The organism is Kribbella orskensis (genome assembly GCF_004342085.1).
Lineage (GTDB): Bacteria > Actinomycetota > Actinomycetes > Propionibacteriales > Kribbellaceae > Kribbella > Kribbella orskensis.
In genome coordinates this window covers 621,013-637,023 of sequence record NZ_SLWM01000001.1, presented here as the reverse complement: position 1 = coordinate 637,023, position 16,011 = coordinate 621,013, and the positions used below count along the sequence as shown (strand labels likewise).

Annotated in this window: 16 protein-coding genes and 1 pseudogene; 10 read left to right on the top strand and 7 right to left on the bottom strand. The window is 68.0% G+C overall.

From position 1 onward, the window contains the following. The first annotated feature begins 90 nt into the window (after nt 1–90). Together EV644_RS03115 and EV644_RS03110 are read left to right on the top strand one after the other, a co-directional pair. Entirely contained in the window at nt 91–459 is a 369-nt protein-coding gene (locus EV644_RS03115) for a YciI family protein (RefSeq protein ID WP_132187050.1), read from the top strand. Nucleotides 460–1,147: 688 nt separating this feature from the next. Then, on the top strand, nt 1,148–1,951 hold the full coding sequence (locus tag EV644_RS03110) for a hypothetical protein (protein ID WP_132187051.1): 804 nt from the start codon (nt 1,148–1,150) through the stop codon (nt 1,949–1,951). A 103-nt stretch (nt 1,952–2,054) separates the two neighbouring features. Here the strand turns inward: EV644_RS03110 and EV644_RS47065 are convergent, their stop codons facing one another. Then, nucleotides 2,055–2,189, bottom strand: coding sequence for a hypothetical protein (locus EV644_RS47065; RefSeq protein ID WP_255511267.1), 135 nt, complete (start codon nt 2,187–2,189; stop codon nt 2,055–2,057). On the opposite strand from EV644_RS47065, the pseudogene EV644_RS47645 reads away from it, so the two are divergent. Then, nucleotides 2,136–2,273: pseudogene (locus tag EV644_RS47645) on the top strand (PaaI family thioesterase); the annotation flags it as partial. The gene EV644_RS47065 and the pseudogene EV644_RS47645 overlap by 54 nt on opposite strands. 99 nt (nt 2,274–2,372) lie before the next feature. Here the strand turns inward: EV644_RS47645 and EV644_RS03100 are convergent. After that, entirely contained in the window at nt 2,373–2,852 is a 480-nt protein-coding gene (locus EV644_RS03100; protein WP_132187622.1) for an organic hydroperoxide resistance protein, read from the bottom strand. A 226-nt stretch (nt 2,853–3,078) separates the two neighbouring features. Between EV644_RS03100 and EV644_RS03095 the strand changes: the two genes are divergently transcribed. Beyond that, nucleotides 3,079–3,645 carry a COG4315 family predicted lipoprotein gene (locus EV644_RS03095; protein WP_132187052.1) on the top strand — a complete coding sequence of 189 codons (567 nt, stop codon included), beginning with the start codon at nt 3,079–3,081 and terminating at the stop codon, nt 3,643–3,645. Nucleotides 3,646–3,675: 30 nt separating this feature from the next. Here EV644_RS03095 and EV644_RS03090 read toward each other — a convergent pair whose 3' ends face one another. Beyond that, nucleotides 3,676–4,485, bottom strand: a complete 810-nt coding sequence (locus tag EV644_RS03090; RefSeq protein WP_132187053.1) for a DinB family protein — start codon at nt 4,483–4,485, stop codon at nt 3,676–3,678. A 232-nt stretch (nt 4,486–4,717) separates the two neighbouring features. Between EV644_RS03090 and EV644_RS03085 the strand changes: the two genes are divergently transcribed. Then, on the top strand, nt 4,718–6,139 hold the full coding sequence (locus EV644_RS03085; RefSeq protein ID WP_132187054.1) for a glycosyl hydrolase family 18 protein: 1,422 nt from the start codon (nt 4,718–4,720) through the stop codon (nt 6,137–6,139). Between the two features lie 343 nt (nt 6,140–6,482). Further along, the gene (locus tag EV644_RS03080; protein ID WP_132187055.1) at nt 6,483–7,109 is read left to right on the top strand and encodes an MOSC domain-containing protein; all 627 of its coding nucleotides are present in this window, start codon (nt 6,483–6,485) and stop codon (nt 7,107–7,109) included. A gap of 23 nt (nt 7,110–7,132) precedes the next feature. On the opposite strand, the gene EV644_RS03075 is transcribed toward EV644_RS03080, so the two are convergent. Beyond that, nucleotides 7,133–8,692, bottom strand: coding sequence for an LCP family protein (locus EV644_RS03075; RefSeq protein ID WP_132187056.1), 1,560 nt, complete (start codon nt 8,690–8,692; stop codon nt 7,133–7,135). A gap of 205 nt (nt 8,693–8,897) precedes the next feature. Continuing rightward, nucleotides 8,898–9,776, bottom strand: coding sequence for a Sco1979 family transcriptional regulator (locus tag EV644_RS03070; protein ID WP_370451389.1), 879 nt, complete (start codon nt 9,774–9,776; stop codon nt 8,898–8,900). Nucleotides 9,777–9,974: 198 nt separating this feature from the next. On the opposite strand from EV644_RS03070, the gene EV644_RS03065 reads away from it, so the two are divergent. Further along, the gene (locus EV644_RS03065) at nt 9,975–10,805 is read left to right on the top strand and encodes an SAM-dependent methyltransferase (RefSeq protein WP_132187057.1); all 831 of its coding nucleotides are present in this window, start codon (nt 9,975–9,977) and stop codon (nt 10,803–10,805) included. A 22-nt stretch (nt 10,806–10,827) separates the two neighbouring features. Here EV644_RS03065 and EV644_RS03060 read toward each other — a convergent pair whose 3' ends face one another. After that, nucleotides 10,828–11,382, bottom strand: a complete 555-nt coding sequence (locus EV644_RS03060; RefSeq protein WP_132187624.1) for a helix-turn-helix domain-containing protein — start codon at nt 11,380–11,382, stop codon at nt 10,828–10,830. Between the two features lie 69 nt (nt 11,383–11,451). Here EV644_RS03060 and EV644_RS03055 point away from each other — a divergent pair, with 69 nt between their 5' ends. From EV644_RS03055 to EV644_RS45130, 3 genes are read left to right on the top strand one after another with little or no spacing between them, the layout of a single operon-like run. Continuing rightward, nucleotides 11,452–12,138 carry an AzlC family ABC transporter permease gene (locus EV644_RS03055; protein WP_132187058.1) on the top strand — a complete coding sequence of 229 codons (687 nt, stop codon included), beginning with the start codon at nt 11,452–11,454 and terminating at the stop codon, nt 12,136–12,138. A 16-nt stretch (nt 12,139–12,154) separates the two neighbouring features. Beyond that, a complete protein-coding gene (locus EV644_RS03050; RefSeq protein WP_132187059.1) occupies nt 12,155–12,475 on the top strand; it encodes an AzlD domain-containing protein in 321 nt (106 codons plus the stop codon). Between the two features lie 45 nt (nt 12,476–12,520). Next, a complete protein-coding gene (locus tag EV644_RS45130; RefSeq protein WP_199239608.1) occupies nt 12,521–13,249 on the top strand; it encodes a hypothetical protein in 729 nt (242 codons plus the stop codon). Between the two features lie 79 nt (nt 13,250–13,328). Here the strand turns inward: EV644_RS45130 and EV644_RS03040 are convergent, their stop codons facing one another. Beyond that, nucleotides 13,329–15,410 (bottom strand): spermine/spermidine synthase domain-containing protein, encoded by a 2,082-nt coding sequence (locus EV644_RS03040; RefSeq protein ID WP_132187060.1) that lies wholly within the window; start codon nt 15,408–15,410, stop codon nt 13,329–13,331. Between the last annotated feature and the right edge of the window lie 601 nt (nt 15,411–16,011).

Genomic DNA, 16,011 nt, shown 5'->3' with positions numbered 1-16,011 from the left:
TCGTGGAGTTGGTGTGCGGCGGTCGTCCTGGCCGCCGCAGCCGGGGGAGCCACCAGATGGCCCCTCGTTTTGGCCTGAGAGGAGACGACAGTGGTGGAGTATCTGATCACTTTCAACGACGAGTGGGTGCCCGGGTTCACGCTGGAGGAGGTGCGCGAGAAGGCCGCCTCCGTCAGGCCCGTGATCGAGGAGATGAAGGCCGCCGGCGTCTTCGTGTTCGGTAACGGGGGTTTGGATGCGTCGACCGTGGTGTGCAGTGTCACGGCGCGAGACGGAGAGCCGGTCTTCACCGATGGGCCGTACGTGGAGTCCAAGGAGCATCTGGGCGGCTTCGCCGTGGTCGACGTCCTCGACGATGCTGCCGCGCGGTACTGGGCCGGCCGGATCGCCGTCGCGCTTGATTGGCCGCAGGAGGTGCACCGGTTTCCCCGTTCCGTCGAGACCGACTCCATCGCCTGATGGGGAGGGATTGAGATGCGCGATTTTGTCGCAACTCCCGTGCATCGAACTCCCGTTTCTGCCGGTTGGTCCGCTCAATCGCTTCAGGTCGTGCGGACTGACCGACGTCGCGGGGGTAGACACCCGACCTCCGCAGCTCTGTCGTAGGAGCCGCCATCGCGTGGCCTTGCGTCGCGCCGTCCCGCGCCGACGAGGCCGCCGAAGACGTCGCAGCAAGTGAATCGTCCTGTCGGGTCAAGGTTGTTGACTGGGTTGCCGGAGACATAGGAGTAGCGGCTTGCCGCTTCGGGAGAGAGCAGCAGGTCAATGGGGTGAACGACCTGCAACAACCTGCAGCTTTCAGTTCGCCCGACCTATCGACGTCACCATCGGACTCTGCTAGCCGAAGGCTGCTTTCGGTCGCTGCCCGCGGTCTACTTCTCACCCACAAAGCCCGACGACGTTGCCCCGGGCAACTGTATCCAGACCGACCCAGATAAGAGGCTGGTTCACCCTCGTTCTGTGCGATGTCAGCCCAAGTCAGCTGGAAGATCACTCGGTTGCGATCGCTCAATCGGTCGAATACCTGCGGGGCGCAGAACGGTCGCCTCAGCGCTGTTCGTGGCGTTTGGACACAGCGAAGCGGACTCGCTACTGTGCGCGGGCGACCGGACAGCCCCGGGAGCATCCGTTCCGGAGGTGGGGTTCCGTGGTTCCGAGCGTCGTCAGCGCCATCACCTTGGTGTCAGTGGACAGCAAGGCCTACAAGATTGGCGCCGCGACGCCGGCCGTGCTGGGGTTGGCCCTGCTGATCGGTGGGCTGGTAGCGCTCCTCCGCATCTACCGCCGCGACAAGGCCGCGCCGTCGCCGGCCTTGCCACCGTCAGTCCCGGGCACCCCGTCCCGACCAGATGCCATGCCGCCGTACCGGCAAGGCGACACGCCCCACGCGTCCGGCGTGCAGAAGCCGAAGAACCGGGCCAAGGAGGTTGCGATAGCGTGCCTCGCCGTCGGCGGACTGATCGTCCTCGGCAGCCTGTCGAACTTGGTGCAGTCGGCCAGCGCGGAGCCCGAGCGGCGGATCGTGATCGCCGAGACGGCCGGTGGGGTGCATCGCGTCCAACTCGCGCCGCAGGTCACCGCCGCGCTGGAGCAGCGGCGAGGCGCGGCCGCCAAGGAAGGCGTCGATTTCCAGTTCGGCGGGTACGCGCACCCCAAGGGCGGCGACGCCTTCGTGCTCTTCATGGGCATCGAGCAGCAGATTTCCGACCCGGAGCAGGGCATCAAGGATTTCTTCGCCGGTATCGCGGAGAGCAGCGGTGTACAGCCCAGGTTGACGGAGTACCCGGCCGGTGACCTGGGTGGCGAGGTGCGCTGCGCCGCCGGCACCGAGCTCCGCTGCGCCTGGGCCGATCGGAGCACCTACGGAGCGCTGACGGCAACCGACGTCACCGAGGCGGAGCTCGCCGCGCTGCTGGTCAAGATGCGTACCGACCTCGAGCAATCGAAGTAACCACCCCGAACTGGTCCCCCCCGACATCCCCAGGTCGCACGCTGAGGACCTCACACACCAAGTTGGATGTTGTGATGACTACGGCAGGATCGCTCGACGCGACCTAGTCGTAGAGGCCGAAGAAGTTCCGCCCCGCATGGGGCCCGTGATCGTAGGTGAGGTCGGCGAGCACCTGTACAACCCCATCGGTGTCGTCCAGGGCGGCGTCGCAGCGACATTCCTCGACAGCGTCGTGCACTCTGTGCTGCCCGCCGGCACCAGCTACACCAGCCTCGACCTGTCAGTTAAGTTTCTCCGGCCGATCCTCGCGGGCATCGGCCCGCTCCGCGCCATCGGTACCGTCATCAAGCGCGGCCGGCGGACAGCTCTGGCCAACGCCGAGCAGCTGATCACTAACTCGCAGGCATGGTCGGAGCGTCGGTTATGCGGCGCCTTGGTCGCTCCTGGCGATCTCCTCGATCGGCGTCCCGTCGACGTTGAGCATGACCTGAATATTGCCGCGAGTGGCGTTGGAATAAGGGCAACGCTGGTGCGCCTCGGCCATCAGGTAGGCGGCTGCGGCAGGAACCAGGTGCGGCGCGTGCAGGTCCAGGGCCACCTGAATGCCGAAGCCGCCGTATCCGGTCGGGCCGATTCCGACGCGGGCGGTGATCCGGGAGTCGCCGGCATCAAGCTTGTGCCCCTGGGCGATTGACAGGATGGTCGACTGGAAACAGGCCCCGTAGCCGATGGCGAACAACTGCTCGGGGTTGGTGCCTGATCCACCCTTGCCGCCCATGTCGTCGGGCACCGAGAGCTCGACTTCCAAGCGGCCGTCAGAAGTGCGGCCGTGCCCTGACCGGCCGCCTTCGGTGACCGCCTCTGCGGTGTAGAGGATCCTTCTCAACGGAATGGCTGGCATTTCAGTACCTTCCTTGCAGCGTTGACGTTCTCGCCTCACATCGGTGTTCGAGGCGCCGGCTTCCGACGCTAGCCCGCTGCGTTCGTTCCGTCGGTCCCTTGATGCCCTGGTCAAGCCAACCGGGTATCGAAACCCGTGCCTTCCCGGGGTCGATGCGTGGCCAACACCGCGACTGTGGAGCTGTCAGCAAACCCGGAAGACCAGCTCGCTTAAGGAGCGACCCACAGTGATCACTCATCGGAAGTCGAACACGATCCATCGCCCGCACCTCCAGATCGCAGCGATGGCCCTCGCTGCAGTCGCTTTCACACTGACCGCGGCCGGCTGCGGCGATGACTCAGGCGGCTCCGCCGGATCGGCACCGGCGCCGGTGCCGTCGGCCACCGGCGATGCGGTCAGCGCGCAAGGCACCGCACTCGGCACCATCCTCGTCGACGGCCAAGGCCGGACTGTCTACGAGTTCGCCAACGACACGAGCAGCAAGTCGACCTGCGCCGCGGCGTGCGCGGCCAACTGGCGCTTTGTGCCGGCGCCGGCATCGCTGCCGACGTCCCTACCCGGCGTGACCGGCACCCTCGGTACGACCACCCGCGACGGCGGCGCCACCCAGCTGACCGTCGCAGGCCACCCTGTCTACACTTTCGTCGGCGACTCCGCCCCAGGCCAGACCAACGGTCAGGGCGTCACCCTCGACGGCGGCCTGTGGACCGTCGTGTCCCAGGCCGGCGCGCCTGTCACGAACCCCAGCCCGGTCGGTGCCTCGACACAGAACCCCGTCGGCCCCGGCTACTGAGCACCGAAAGCTGCTCAAGGGCTTGCCTGATCAGGGGATGCGGGACTCTTGTTCCAGGGCGGTCAGGTCGCGTTCGGCGTAGAGGCGGTGTTCCCATTCCTCGTTGAGGACTGTGCGGAGGCATTCCTTGAGGGGGCAGTTCTCGAGCTGGGGCCAGCCGGGATCGGTCTGGGTGACCTTCGAGGCGAGTTGCTCGTCGGTGAGGGAGGCTAGGACGTCGCGGACCATCGTCTGGCGATCGCGGCGGATCGCGAGCACCTCGTCGAGTGTGGGTCGTGCTTCGCGGTCGCGCGGGATGTCGGCCCACTTGGGCGCCTCGTCCCAGGGGAGGTCCAGTTGGTGCCACGGGTAGGGGTTGCCGAGGATCATCCGGCCGACCCAGGCGGCGCTGGCGAAGTTGAGGTGCCGCAGGGTCTGGATGAAGGACCACTCGTCGTCGACGCCGCGATGGAGGTCGGCTTCCGGGAAGGTTCTCACCCGCGCGACAGTCCCCTCCCACAGCCGCTCCAGGATCGTCCACGCCTGACGGAATCCGTCGGGGTCGTCCGGGCGCATCTTCGCTCGGTCGGGGGTACGGCGATTCAGCTCGGCCTCGACGAGCGGTGCGATGTCCACGCCGTTCACGACGACGTTCTGGAGCTCACCGCTGATCTGGACGTCGCACAGCTCAACACCCCGCAGGCGGGTCCGGTAGAACCAGGCGGCGCGGATCTGTGCCTCGCTGAAGTCGATGCCGCGCAGGCCGGCGCCCTTGAGCGACACCTCGCTGAGGGTGGCGTCGCGGAGGTTCACCCGCTCGAAGCGTGCTCCGGTCAGGTCTTGCTCAGTGAACTCGCTCATGGACAGCACCGTAGAGCCGATCCCGGACGATCCGCTTCCGATTCACTCGATCTCTGGTCGGGACCGCCGCGCGGTCCGCTGCTACTGCTCAGCGGCCCGCCGACGGCATTCATCCTCCGTGACCTCTTGACGACGCTCAGAGATCAGAGTTGAATGCGCTGCATTCAGTCAACTCTTTTCTTATCTTCACCTTCGCAGTTCCCGCCCCCGGAAGGTAAAGGACACCCGCCCCATGCACCCTTCTTCTTCGTCTTGGATCAAGATCCGAAGTCGCGTCGCCGTCGCAGCTCTTGCGCTGGCGACCGTCGCGGCCGGAGCCACGGCTCTGCTCGCTCCGGCGCCGCCTGCGAGCGCCGAGGCCACTGCCCAGACCGCCGCCGCGGCGCTGCCCAACGGTTTCCGCAGTGTCGGCTACATGCCGTCCTGGTCCGGCGAGGTCAACGCCATCCAGTACTCGAAGCTGACCCACATCAACTACGCGTTCGCGCTGCCGAACTCCAACGGCACCCTGCAGGGGATCGAGAACACGTCGAAGCTGTCCTCGCTGGTGTCCCAGGGGCACAACAACGGGGTCAAGGTGTCGCTGGCCATCGGCGGCTGGAACGACGGCAACGACTCCGCCTTCGAGGCGCTCGCGGGCAACTCCGGTAGCCGCACCACCTTCGTCAACAGCGTGATGAGCATCATCAACCAGTACAACCTCGACGGCATCGACATCGACTGGGAGTACCCCGATCCAGGGACGTCCGGCAACAACTACACCGCGCTGATGCAGCAACTGAGCAACGCGTTGCACGGCAGCGGCAAACTGCTCACCGCCGCGGTGGTGTCCGAGGGCGATACGGCGAACGGCGTACAGCCCGCGGTCTTCGGCTACGTCGACTGGCTCAACATCATGGCGTACGACGGCGGCAGCCCGCACGCCAACTACGACTGGTCCATCGCCGCGGCCAACTTCTGGAAGAACCGCGGCCTGCCGAAGGCCAAGACAGTGCTCGGCGTGCCGTTCTACAGCCGTCCCGGCTACCTGACCTACTCGCAGATCGTCGCGCTGAACCCGAACAACGCGAACGTCGACTGCGTCAACGCCAACGGCGCCCAGCAGTGCTACAACGGCATCCCCACGATCAAGCGTAAGACGCAGTGGGCGGTGGCGAACGCGGGCGGCATCATGAACTGGGAGCTGTCCCAGGACACCACCGGCAGCACCTCGCTGGTCAGCGCGATCTTCGACGCCGCGGGCGGCACGGGTACGCCGCCGACCGGTGGCAAGACCGGCCCGATCAAGGGCATCGCGGGCAAGTGCGTCGACGTGGCCAGCGCTAACAGCGCGAACGGGACCGCGGTACAGCTCTGGACCTGCAACGGCAGTTCGGCGCAGACCTGGACGGTCGGCTCCGACAACACCATCCGGGCCCTCGGCAAGTGCATGGACGTCACCGCCGCGGGCACGGCCAACGGCACCAAGGTCCAGCTGTACGACTGCAACGGCACCGGCGCCCAGACGTGGCAGGCGCAGTCCAACGGCACCCTCCGCAACCCGGCATCGGGTCGCTGCCTGGACGCCACTGGCCCCAGCTCGGCAGACGGCACCCGCCTGCAGATCTGGGACTGCTTCGGCGGCAGCAACCAGGTCTGGAGCCTCCCCGCCTGACCCAGCTAAGCCTCAAGGGACACGCTTCGCCCCCACTGGGGCCGAGCGTGTCCCTTTCCATCTCTGTACGACGTAAGGCGTATCGCTGATGTCTCCTGGCGGGAGATGTGGTCGGTGGGGTCGAGCCGGAATTCTCGACTGATGGAGGCGATGCACAGATGGAACGACGAACTTTCTTGCGGGGTTCACTTCTGTCGACTGCGGGTGTCTCGTCGCAGATGACAGGCGGCACCCTCGCCGGCTGGTTCGACCTCCTGGTCCATCGTCAGCAGGTCTCGCCGGTCCACGGGATTTGAGCAAAACGATCAAGTGAGGCAGGACTTCGGTATGCCTCACTGGAGGCATGGGCAGCGTCGAGGCGGTGAACGTGGTCGGGCAGGTGCGGAATGGGCGGTGGGGTTTGACGGCGATCGACAAACGCCCGGTCGACGGGCTGGTCGCGGTCGGTGAGTTCGGGCTCACCGGAGATCAGCAGTTGACCGGCGGGCATGGCGGGCGAGATCGGGCCGTCTATGCCTACGCGAGTGAGGATGCTGCGTGGTGGGCCGAAGAACTCGGGCGGGAGACGCCGACCGGGCTGTTCGGGGAGAACCTCAGGACGGTCGGGCTACCGGTCGGGGACGCGCAGATCGGGGAGCGCTGGCGGATCCGGGACGTGGTGCTGGAGGTTCGGTTGCCGCGGACGCCGTGTGAGAATCTCTCGCTCCGCTTGGGGATCGAGCGGTTCCATCGCCGCTTCGCGAGCACGGGAAGAGTCGGCGCGATGCTCAGGGTCCTCGAGCCCGGCGAGCTCCGGGCCGGTGACGCGATCGAGATCGTCTACCGCCCCGACCACGGCCTGACGATCAGCGACCTCGCTGTCGGCGCCCCACCCGATCGCGCCCGACGCCTCCTCGACTCAGGCCTCCCCGTCGCCTCCACCGTCCGGGCCAAGCTCCGCCGAATCGTCCGCCGAGCCGCCACGCACTGACTTTCTGCCCGGCCGGCAGGGAATCATGGAGTCTCGACCGGGTGGTACTCGCAGGCGTCGGCGAGGTCGGCGCTGGGGGTGGTCGTGCCGGGAGTCGTCGTTGTGCCTGGGCGGGGTTTCACCGGCGTAGCCGTGGTCCGCGGCTTCACAGGCGTCGTCGGCGCGGTCGGCGTGGCGGGCTTCGGGGCCAGGGCGGCGGCGACGGTGGCGCGCAGGCCGTCGTAGTCCGGGTGTGGGTAGGCGAACTTCAGTTCGCGGCCGTCGAGCGGAACCTCGGAGACCTTCGCCGACTTCACCTTCAGGCCCAGGTCGAGGAACGCGGGCAGCAGGTCCTGCGGGATGTCGGTGCGGACCATGTTCTTCCCGACCGCGGCGAGCTTCTGGTAGCTCTTCAGCAGGTTGGCCGGCGTGGCCGCCTCGGCGATCGCGTGGATCGCGCACCGCTGCCGGGCGCTGCGAGCGTCGTCGGGGTTGGGGATCTGGTACCGCCCGCGGGCGTACCAGAGCGCCTCGAGGCCCCAGAGGTGCTTGTTCTGCGCGGGTTTGAGGTAGTAGTTCGGCGGCCGCTTCGCGTCGTCGCTGCCGCCGACCGGGATCGGGTAGTTGATGTTGACGGTGATGCCGCCGAGCGCGTTCACCAGCCCGGTGAACCCGGCCAGGTTGATCTGGACGTAGTAGTCCATCGTCAGCCCGGTCGCCTCGCCGACGGCGAGCTTGAGGACGTCCGCGCCCTGGTTGTCGGACCGCCCGACGATGCCCGGGTGCGCGGCCGGCACATTCTTGTAGATCGCGTCCAGCATCCACTCCAGCCGGTCCTGCAGGCTGATGCCGTCCTTGCCGAACCCGTCCGGGTAGGCCTCGTGCAGCTTGGTGCCCTTCGGGAACGGCATGAACATCAGCTTGCGCGGCAGCGAGATCAGCGAGGTGTCGCCGGTCGTGGTGTCGATGCTCGCGACGATCACCGTGTCGGTCCGCACGCCGTCGCGGTCGGGGCCGTCGTCCGCACCGAGCAGCAAGATGTTCAGCCGGGGCTTGGCGGCCCAGGGGTCCTCCTTGTTCTCCACGTTCGGCCGGGTCGCGCTCTCGCTGTCCTTGCCGGCGAACACGGACTTGACCAGGTCCCGCTGGGTCCGCGCGGTCTGCACGCCCAGCGCGGTCGGTACGGCGACGGCGAAGCAGAGCACCCCGACGAAGGCCGCCCCGATCACCCGCGTGGCCTCGGAGGCGGTGCCGGGACGCAGCGCCCGGTGTGAGGTGATGATGACGACGATCCAGGCCACGCCGAGCACCAGCAGTCCGAGCGTGGCGTACAGCAGTTTCTGCGGCGTGACGGCCAGTTCGATGATCTGCTCGCGCCTGGTCAGTCCGAGGTAGGCGACCACCGCCAGCAGCGCCACGCTGACGCCGAGCACGGCCGCACCGAGTTTGCGCCGTCCGGCGAGCAGGTAGCCGGTGCCCGGGATCAGAGACCCGACCAGGGTCAGCCCGAGGATGGCGAAGGTACCGCGGTCCTTGGCCCGCTGTCGCGGTACGGCCCGGTGGGCCGGGCCGCGCGAGTTCTCCGGTTCGTGATCGCTCACCATCGGTGTCTCGACTGCTCCGTCCCACGAGAGTTAGGCGCAAAGAATATGACGAGCCGGGGGCCGGAAAGGTTGCCGGTGCACCCCTTGGAGGCAGGCCTTCACTTTCCGGTCACAGAGCACTACGTTGCGTGGTTGCTATCTCATGCCGCGTCCTGGAATCCGCACTAGTGCAAACCTCCGGAAAATTATGTTGCCTGAGGCAACTTCAGCTGATCTCCGCGATGATCGAGGCGAGCAGGTGCTGGGTCTGCCGCGGCGTGCTGGCGGCGATCGACAGCGAGTCCATCGTGACCACGTACTCGTCCAGGTCCTCGCGCTTGTCCAGGTAGACCGCACTGGTCAGGTGCTCGATGTAGACGATGTCCGGCAGGTCGGCGTCGCCGAACCGCAGCAGGCTGAACGCGCCGCCGGTGGCCGCGTAGCCGCCGCCGGAGAACGGCAGGATCTGCAGCGTCACGTTCGGCTTGCGCGACACCTCCACCAGGTACTCGAGCTGCGCGCGCAGCACCGCCCAGCCGCCGATCGGCCGGCGCAGCACGGCTTCGTCGACCACCGCCCACAAGCGGGCGGGTCGTTCGTCGCGGGTCAGGATCTCCTGGCGTGACCTCCGCAGCGTGACGAGTCGCTCGACCTCGGCGTCCGGCAGCACCCGCTCACCCCGGCCGAGCTGTACGACGGCCCGCGCGTAGTCCGCGGTCTGCAGTAGCCCGGGCACGAACTGGACCTCGTAGGTACGGATCAGCTGCGCCGCGACCTCGAGCCCGAGGTAGGAATGGAACCACGTCGGCGTCAGGTCGTCGTACCGCTGCCACCAGCCGGGGTTGTTCGCCTCGCGGGCCAGGTTCAGCAGGCGCTCGCGCTCGGCCGGGTCGTCGAGCTTGTAGAGCGTCAGCAGGTCGTCGACGTCACGCACCTTGAAGCCGACCCGGCCGAGCTCGAGCCGGCTGATCTTGGACTCCGAGCCGCGGATCGCCCAGCCGGCGTCGGAGCGGCTGATGTTGGCATCCTCGCGCATCCGGCGAAGGTGTGCGCCGAGCATGATCCGCAGGGCGGTCGGGCCGCCCGGCGTCCCCTGCTCCGCCACTGCCGCCTCCCTGTTCAGCCCACGCCCCAGTCGGGGCCGATCGCCCCTGTGGTCGCTACATCGTGCTTCGTCGGTGGATCATTTCACGGTTGCCCGGCCGGTGGGGTAGCCCGACGCGCACAGACAGGGTGAACCGGTGCCCCCACGGTGAGTAGGCTCAGTGCTCATCACCCGGACAAACCATCTGCGAGGTCGTCGATGCCTGATGCCACCAAAGCCCCCAGCTCAGTGCCGGTCGGAGTGGACACGACCCGGGCCAGCATCGCCCGTGTGTACGACGCCGCGCTGAACGGCAAGGACAACTTCGAGATCGACCGCGAGGTGCTCCGCCAGGTGGCCACCGTGGCCCCGCAGGTGAACGACCTGGCCTGGTCGAACCGGAACTTCCTGATCCGGGCCTGCCGGTTCCTCGCCAGCCAGGGCGGCATCACGCAGTACCTGGACTGCGGTTCGGGGCTGCCGACCGCCGAGAACACCCACCAGGTGGTGCAGCGGCTGCAGCCGACCGCGAAGGTGCTCTACGTCGACAACGACCCAGTGGTGCTCGCGCACGGCCGCGCGCTGCTGGAGGAGAACGAGCAGACCCTGTTCATCAGCGCCGACATCTTCCAGCCCGAGGAGATCCTCGGCAACGACGAGGTGCGGGAGTTCCTCGACTTCAGCCAGCCGATCGCGCTGATCCACAACGGCACCCTGCACCACTATCTGGGCCACGACGGCCCGGAGATCATCAAGAAGTACACCGACGAGATGCTGCCCGGGTCGTACACGGTGATCGCGCACTTCCTCGACCCGGAGACGCCGGAGCACTCGCAGATCGCCCGGGCGATGGAGCAGAAGTTCACCCACAGCCCGATGGGCAGCGGCGTCTTCCGCACCCACGACCAGATCGCGGCGATGTTCGGCGACCAGGAGCTGGTCGAGCCCGGTCTGGTGCTGTGCGACGACTGGTGGCCGGACGGCCCCCGGGTCAAGCCGCTCAACCAGGTCGAGGAGTGCATCGCCGGAGCCGTCGGCCGCAAGGTCTGATTGCCTGAGGCAATCGTTCCGCTCAGCTGGTCTCCGAGATCAGTACTGCGGACGTGTCCTTGGTGAGCGCCTTGAAGACGTGCGGCAGGTCGCCCGGATAGGCGATGTAGTCGCCCGGGTGGAGTTCGACGGGTTCGATGGTCGGGCCGATCAGGGCCCGGCCGCTGCTGAGTACGACGTGCTCCACCGTGCCCGGCATGTGCGGCTCGGACTCCCGACCGGGGCCGGGGGCAACGACGATCCGGTAGATGTCGCGCCGGGCCTTCGGTGGGCAGGAGGCGACCAGAGTCGCGCTGTAGTCGGCGTGCTCGGAGTAGATCGCCGGGCCTTCGTTCGCCCGGATCACCTGGACCTTCGGCCGCGGCGGGTCCAGCAGGTCGGCGAACTGGATCTCGAGGGCGACACAGAGCGCCCAGAGCGTCTCCACGCTCGGGTTGCCGGTGCCGGACTCCAACTGGGACAGGGTCGACTTGGCCACGCCCGCCCGCCGGGCCACCTCGGTGAGGGAGAGACCGGCGCGGGCGCGCTCGCGGCGCAAGGAGCCGGCGATCACGTCGAGTGGTGCCTTGCTGTCCATCGGTGTTCGCTCCATCGGTCGGTTTGTTCGGCTTGACGAACGGGCGGTCTGCTGTTCATCATAAAACCCATGCGTTCGATATGGCGAACAATCGACCCGGGGCTACTGCGCGACATCGCGCTGGTCTGCCTGGCCGACGGCGTGGTCGGCCTCTCGTACGGCGCGATCAGCGTCGGCGGGGGACTCGACCTGTGGGTGCCGGTGCTGCTCTCGATCGTGGTGTTCGCCGGGGCGTCGCAGTTCCTCTTCGTCGGCATCGTCGCGGCCGGCGGCAGCCCGATCGCCGCCACCATCGCGGGACTGCTGGTGAACAGCAGGCACGTCGCGTTCGGCCTGGCCGTCAGCGAGGTGATCGGGAACGGCTGGCGGCGGCCGCTGGGCAGCCACGTGATGACCGACGAGACCGTCGCCTTCGCCCTCGGCCAGGACGACCTGCGGCAGAAGCGAGCGGCGTACTGGGTCTGCGGGATCGGGATCTTCATCTGCTGGAACATCGGAGTGGTGATCGGTGCGCTGGCCGGCTCGGTGATCACCGACACCGACGTGTTCGGGCTGGACGCGGCGTTCCCGGCGGTGCTCCTCGCGCTGGTGCTGCCGTCGCTGCGGGACAGGAAGACCCGTACGGCGGCGCTGGTCGGCTCGGTGGTCGCGCTCGCGGCGACGCCGTTCCTACCTGCCGGACTGCCAGTACTGCTTGCCCTTGTGGGGTTGGTGTTCTATCGCTCCGACAAGCCCGCGCTGGACGCTGTCCGATGAAGCTGGAGGTTGTCCGATGAATACGACGCTGTTGCTGGTCGGGATTCTCGTCCTTGCCGTGGGCACCTTCTCGCTGCGGCTTGCCGGGCCGTTGATGCGGACGCGGTTCGAACTACCCGAGCGCGCGCAGCAGGTGATGGCCGCGGCCGCGGTGGTCCTGTTGGCGGCGCTGGTGGCGACTGCCGCTCTCACTGACGGACACGGTGGTGCGGGGATCGCGCGGCCGGCTGGAGTGCTGGTCGGGGGAGTGCTCGCCTGGCGCAAGGTGCCCTTCGTGCTCGTGGTCGTCGCCGCAGCCGCCACTGCCGCCGGGCTGCGCCTGCTCGGCGTACCGTGACGGCGCTGACCCCCGCTGATGGGCCTGAGCGGCTAGCGTTCGGGTATGACGACCTATCCCGGGCAACCAGCGGCGCCGGCGCCGCGGCGGACGCTGACCTGGCTCGCGATCGCCAGTTTCGTCATCGGCCTCGTGCTGGCCGGGTTCTTCGTCTGGCGGATCGTCGAGACAGCGCCGCGCTCACCCGAGCGGATCGGCACCAGTGGCACGGTTCGCCTCGAGGAGGACGGCCTGACGATCTACTCGTCCCAGCCCGTACTGCGGCCGCCGTGCGAGGTGAAGGACTCGAGCGGTGCGGATGTGCCGCTGGAGTCACCCACCGGGTCCGAGACGATCACGGTGAACAACAACACCTGGTACGTGATCGCCCGCTCGGTCGAGACGGTGCCGCCCGGCGAGTACGTGGTCAGCTGCGCCGACGACGACACCGGTGCGTCGTACGGCGTCGGGCCGCGGATGTCGATCCTGGGCTTCGTCGGCGCCATCTTCGGCCTGCTCGGGTCTCTCCTGGTCTTCATCGGCCTGGGGGTCGTGTTGCTGATCGTCGGCGCGGTCAAGCGTCGCAAGGCGAACCGGCCGGGCAACACCTTCCCAGGCGGGCCGGGCGGATACCCGTACCCCGGCCAGCAGCCGCCCGGCTACCAGCAACCGGGTTACCCGCAGCAGGGCTATCAGCAGCCGGGGCAGCCGCCGCAGGGGTATCCGCCGCCGGGCTCCTACAACCCCGGGCCCAACCCGGACCGCCCGAACGACGACCGCCCCCAGGACACCTGATCCATCACGACGGCGGCCAGTTGCTGAGGACTGCGTCGAGGGCGTCGAGGGTCCTGGCCCAGGAGGTCTAGTACGGCGGCTAGGTCCTGAGTACTCCGGACGACTTGGGGCTGAGTAGGAAGGCCCCGGCGTACAGGAGTGCGGCGACGATCAGCAGGCCGTCGAAGCCGATGATCAGGGCTGCGTACTCGAGGCAGCCGCCGAGCATCGCGCCGAGCAGGTTGGCGCCGAAGCTGGCGGTGGCGTCGGCGGTGTCGGTGAAGCGCTTGGCGAAGATCACGTTGGCCGCGAAGATCGGCAGGAACGCGATCAGCACCGCGACCAGCGCGCGCAGCCCGACCGGCATCGAGAGCAGCCAGCTGTCCGGGAACACCCAGCTGAGCAGCAACCCGCCGAACAGCACGACGTACATCACCTTCAGTGGTGGTGTCTTGAACCGCCTCGTCACTTCGACCGCGGCGAGCACCGCCAGGAGCACGCCGGCGAAGACGATCGCGTTGACCACCCACGTCGTACCGAACAGCAGCGCGAACCCGGTGATGCTCTTCGTCTCCAGCAGCATGAACCCGGCACCCAGCAGGAACAGGTCCGCGTACGGCCGCATCCGCCGGTACGACGAGCCGCCGCCGGCGATGCCGACGCCGATGATCCCGGCCACCAGGATCAGCCCGAGCGTGATCAGGTAGAGCGATGGGATCCGGTCGGTGAACAGGTAGAGGAACGGCCGGTTGTCCGTGGCCGGAGGCGGCGTGATCGCGGTCGCGCCGGCCCAGGTGGAACCACACGACTGGTCGGCCTCGGTCAGGCCCACGGTCACCACGGCCTGCTGCAGTTCGTCGCCGACCTTGTCCACGCACGGCTTGTGCCCGAAGGCGGCCTGCGCGGTCGACGCGAGCCGGTCGATCAGCCAGGTCTCGCGGTAGTAGTTGTACATCGCGAACGCGCCACCCGGCGCCAGGTGGTCCCGCGCGCTCTCGAACGCCTGCTGGGTGAACAGGTAGCTCTCCAGCCGCAGCGAGCTCGCACCGTTCACCAGCGTCAGCGAGTCCGGCAGCGCCAGCAGGATCAGGTCGTACTTCTTGTCGGTCCGGGACAGGAACGCCCGCCCGTCGTCGATGTGCGAGGTCACCCGCGGGTCCGAGTACGACTTGTCCGGGTTGCGCTCGCGGCCGATGTCGCGGATCCGCGGGTCGATCTCCACCGCGTCGACGTGCTTGGCGCCCTTGCTCAGCGCGATCGCGACATCGGTGCCGCTGCCGGCGCCGATGATGAGGACGTTGCCGGGCTGCTTGCCGGCCACGGCGCGCTCGTACGGCATCCCGTACTGCGGTTCCCACTGCAGCCGGCTCGCGGCCGGGATCGCCTGCTGGTGCGGTACGCCGTTCACGGTGATCGTGAGCAGCGGCACACCCTGGAACTCCGAGTCGGCCGTCTGCACCTTGTAGTACGGCGACCAGCTGTTCTCGGGCCGGGTGGACTCGTGGAAGAGCACGCCCACCATCACCAGCAGGGGCGTGAGCACCAGCGCGGCACTGAGCGCGGTGGCGGTGGCCTTCCGCTGCTGCCGCGGGACCATCAGCACCAGGAACGACAGCGTGACGATCACGCCCCACCAGATCGGCGGCGCCCCCAGGAACGACAGCCCGGTGAAGGCCGCGATGCCGAGCAGGCTGCCGATCAGGTCGTACCGGTACGCCGTCAGCCGCGGCAGCTCCGCGAAGCACCGGCCGACGAGCTCCGCCGGCCCGGCCAGCACGACGGCCGCGGCGACGAAGACGATCGGCAGGATCACCCAGACCGGCGGCCCGGTGGTGTTCAGGCTGGTGAAGTAGATGACGCTGGAGGAGCTGCCGCGGTCGACCGTGACGGGTTTCCAGGCGATCACCGCGACCAGCAGGCCGAGCATGACCGGCGAGTAGTACGGCAGCCGCTTCGCCCGGCCGGACCGCAGGATGCCGATCCCGATGCCGAGGAACGAGCCGAGCAGCACGAAGTTCGAGAAGTAGCTCAGGTGCACGACGTTCGAGCCGGTCCAGCGGATCAGGGCCAGCTCGAGGAACAACATCAGCGCGCTGGACGCCACCAACCGCGGTCTGACTCCCAGGGGACTGTGCCACCGGGGAGCGCTGACCTGGCCGGGCGTGGAGGAGTCGACTGCCATGGGCGGCGACCATACCGGATCACAAGTGGTCTATGTCACCCTTCGCCCCCGAAACGCCCGGCCCTCAGCAACCGGTCAGCGGCGGCCGGGTTTCGCTGTTGCCCGCGGCGTCGGCCTCGCAGGCACGAGGGCCTTGTCGGTGGACAGCGACTCGGCGTACCGGACGAGCGAGGCGGAGCAGTTGCTCAGCGCGGCGATCCCGGTGAAGTCGGCGCCCGGCGCGGCGACCCGCCGGAGTCAGCGCAAGCAGGGTGTAGTCGTGCCAGGACTCTTCGTATCCGATGAACGGCGCATCCGGCCATCACAAGTCGATGAAAGTTGCCCGCCACGCCGTGGATGCACGGGTTTACCTCCGGGTACCAGGCTGGCGCCCCCCACCTTGCGCCTGCGGGCAGTGAATGCCCTGTTACCCTTCGTTTCCGGATCCGCCCGGCCCGAACCATGGCAGCGCCCGGTACGTCGTACCAGGTGGCGGATGGGGAACGAGAGGGACGGCGGCGCGCCTGAGAGGGTGGTCGCCGACCCGTGGCCATACTGATTGCGACGCGATACCGATACACAGGGGAGACGCCGTCCCGGGGGAGAAGTGCCGGCAGCGCCG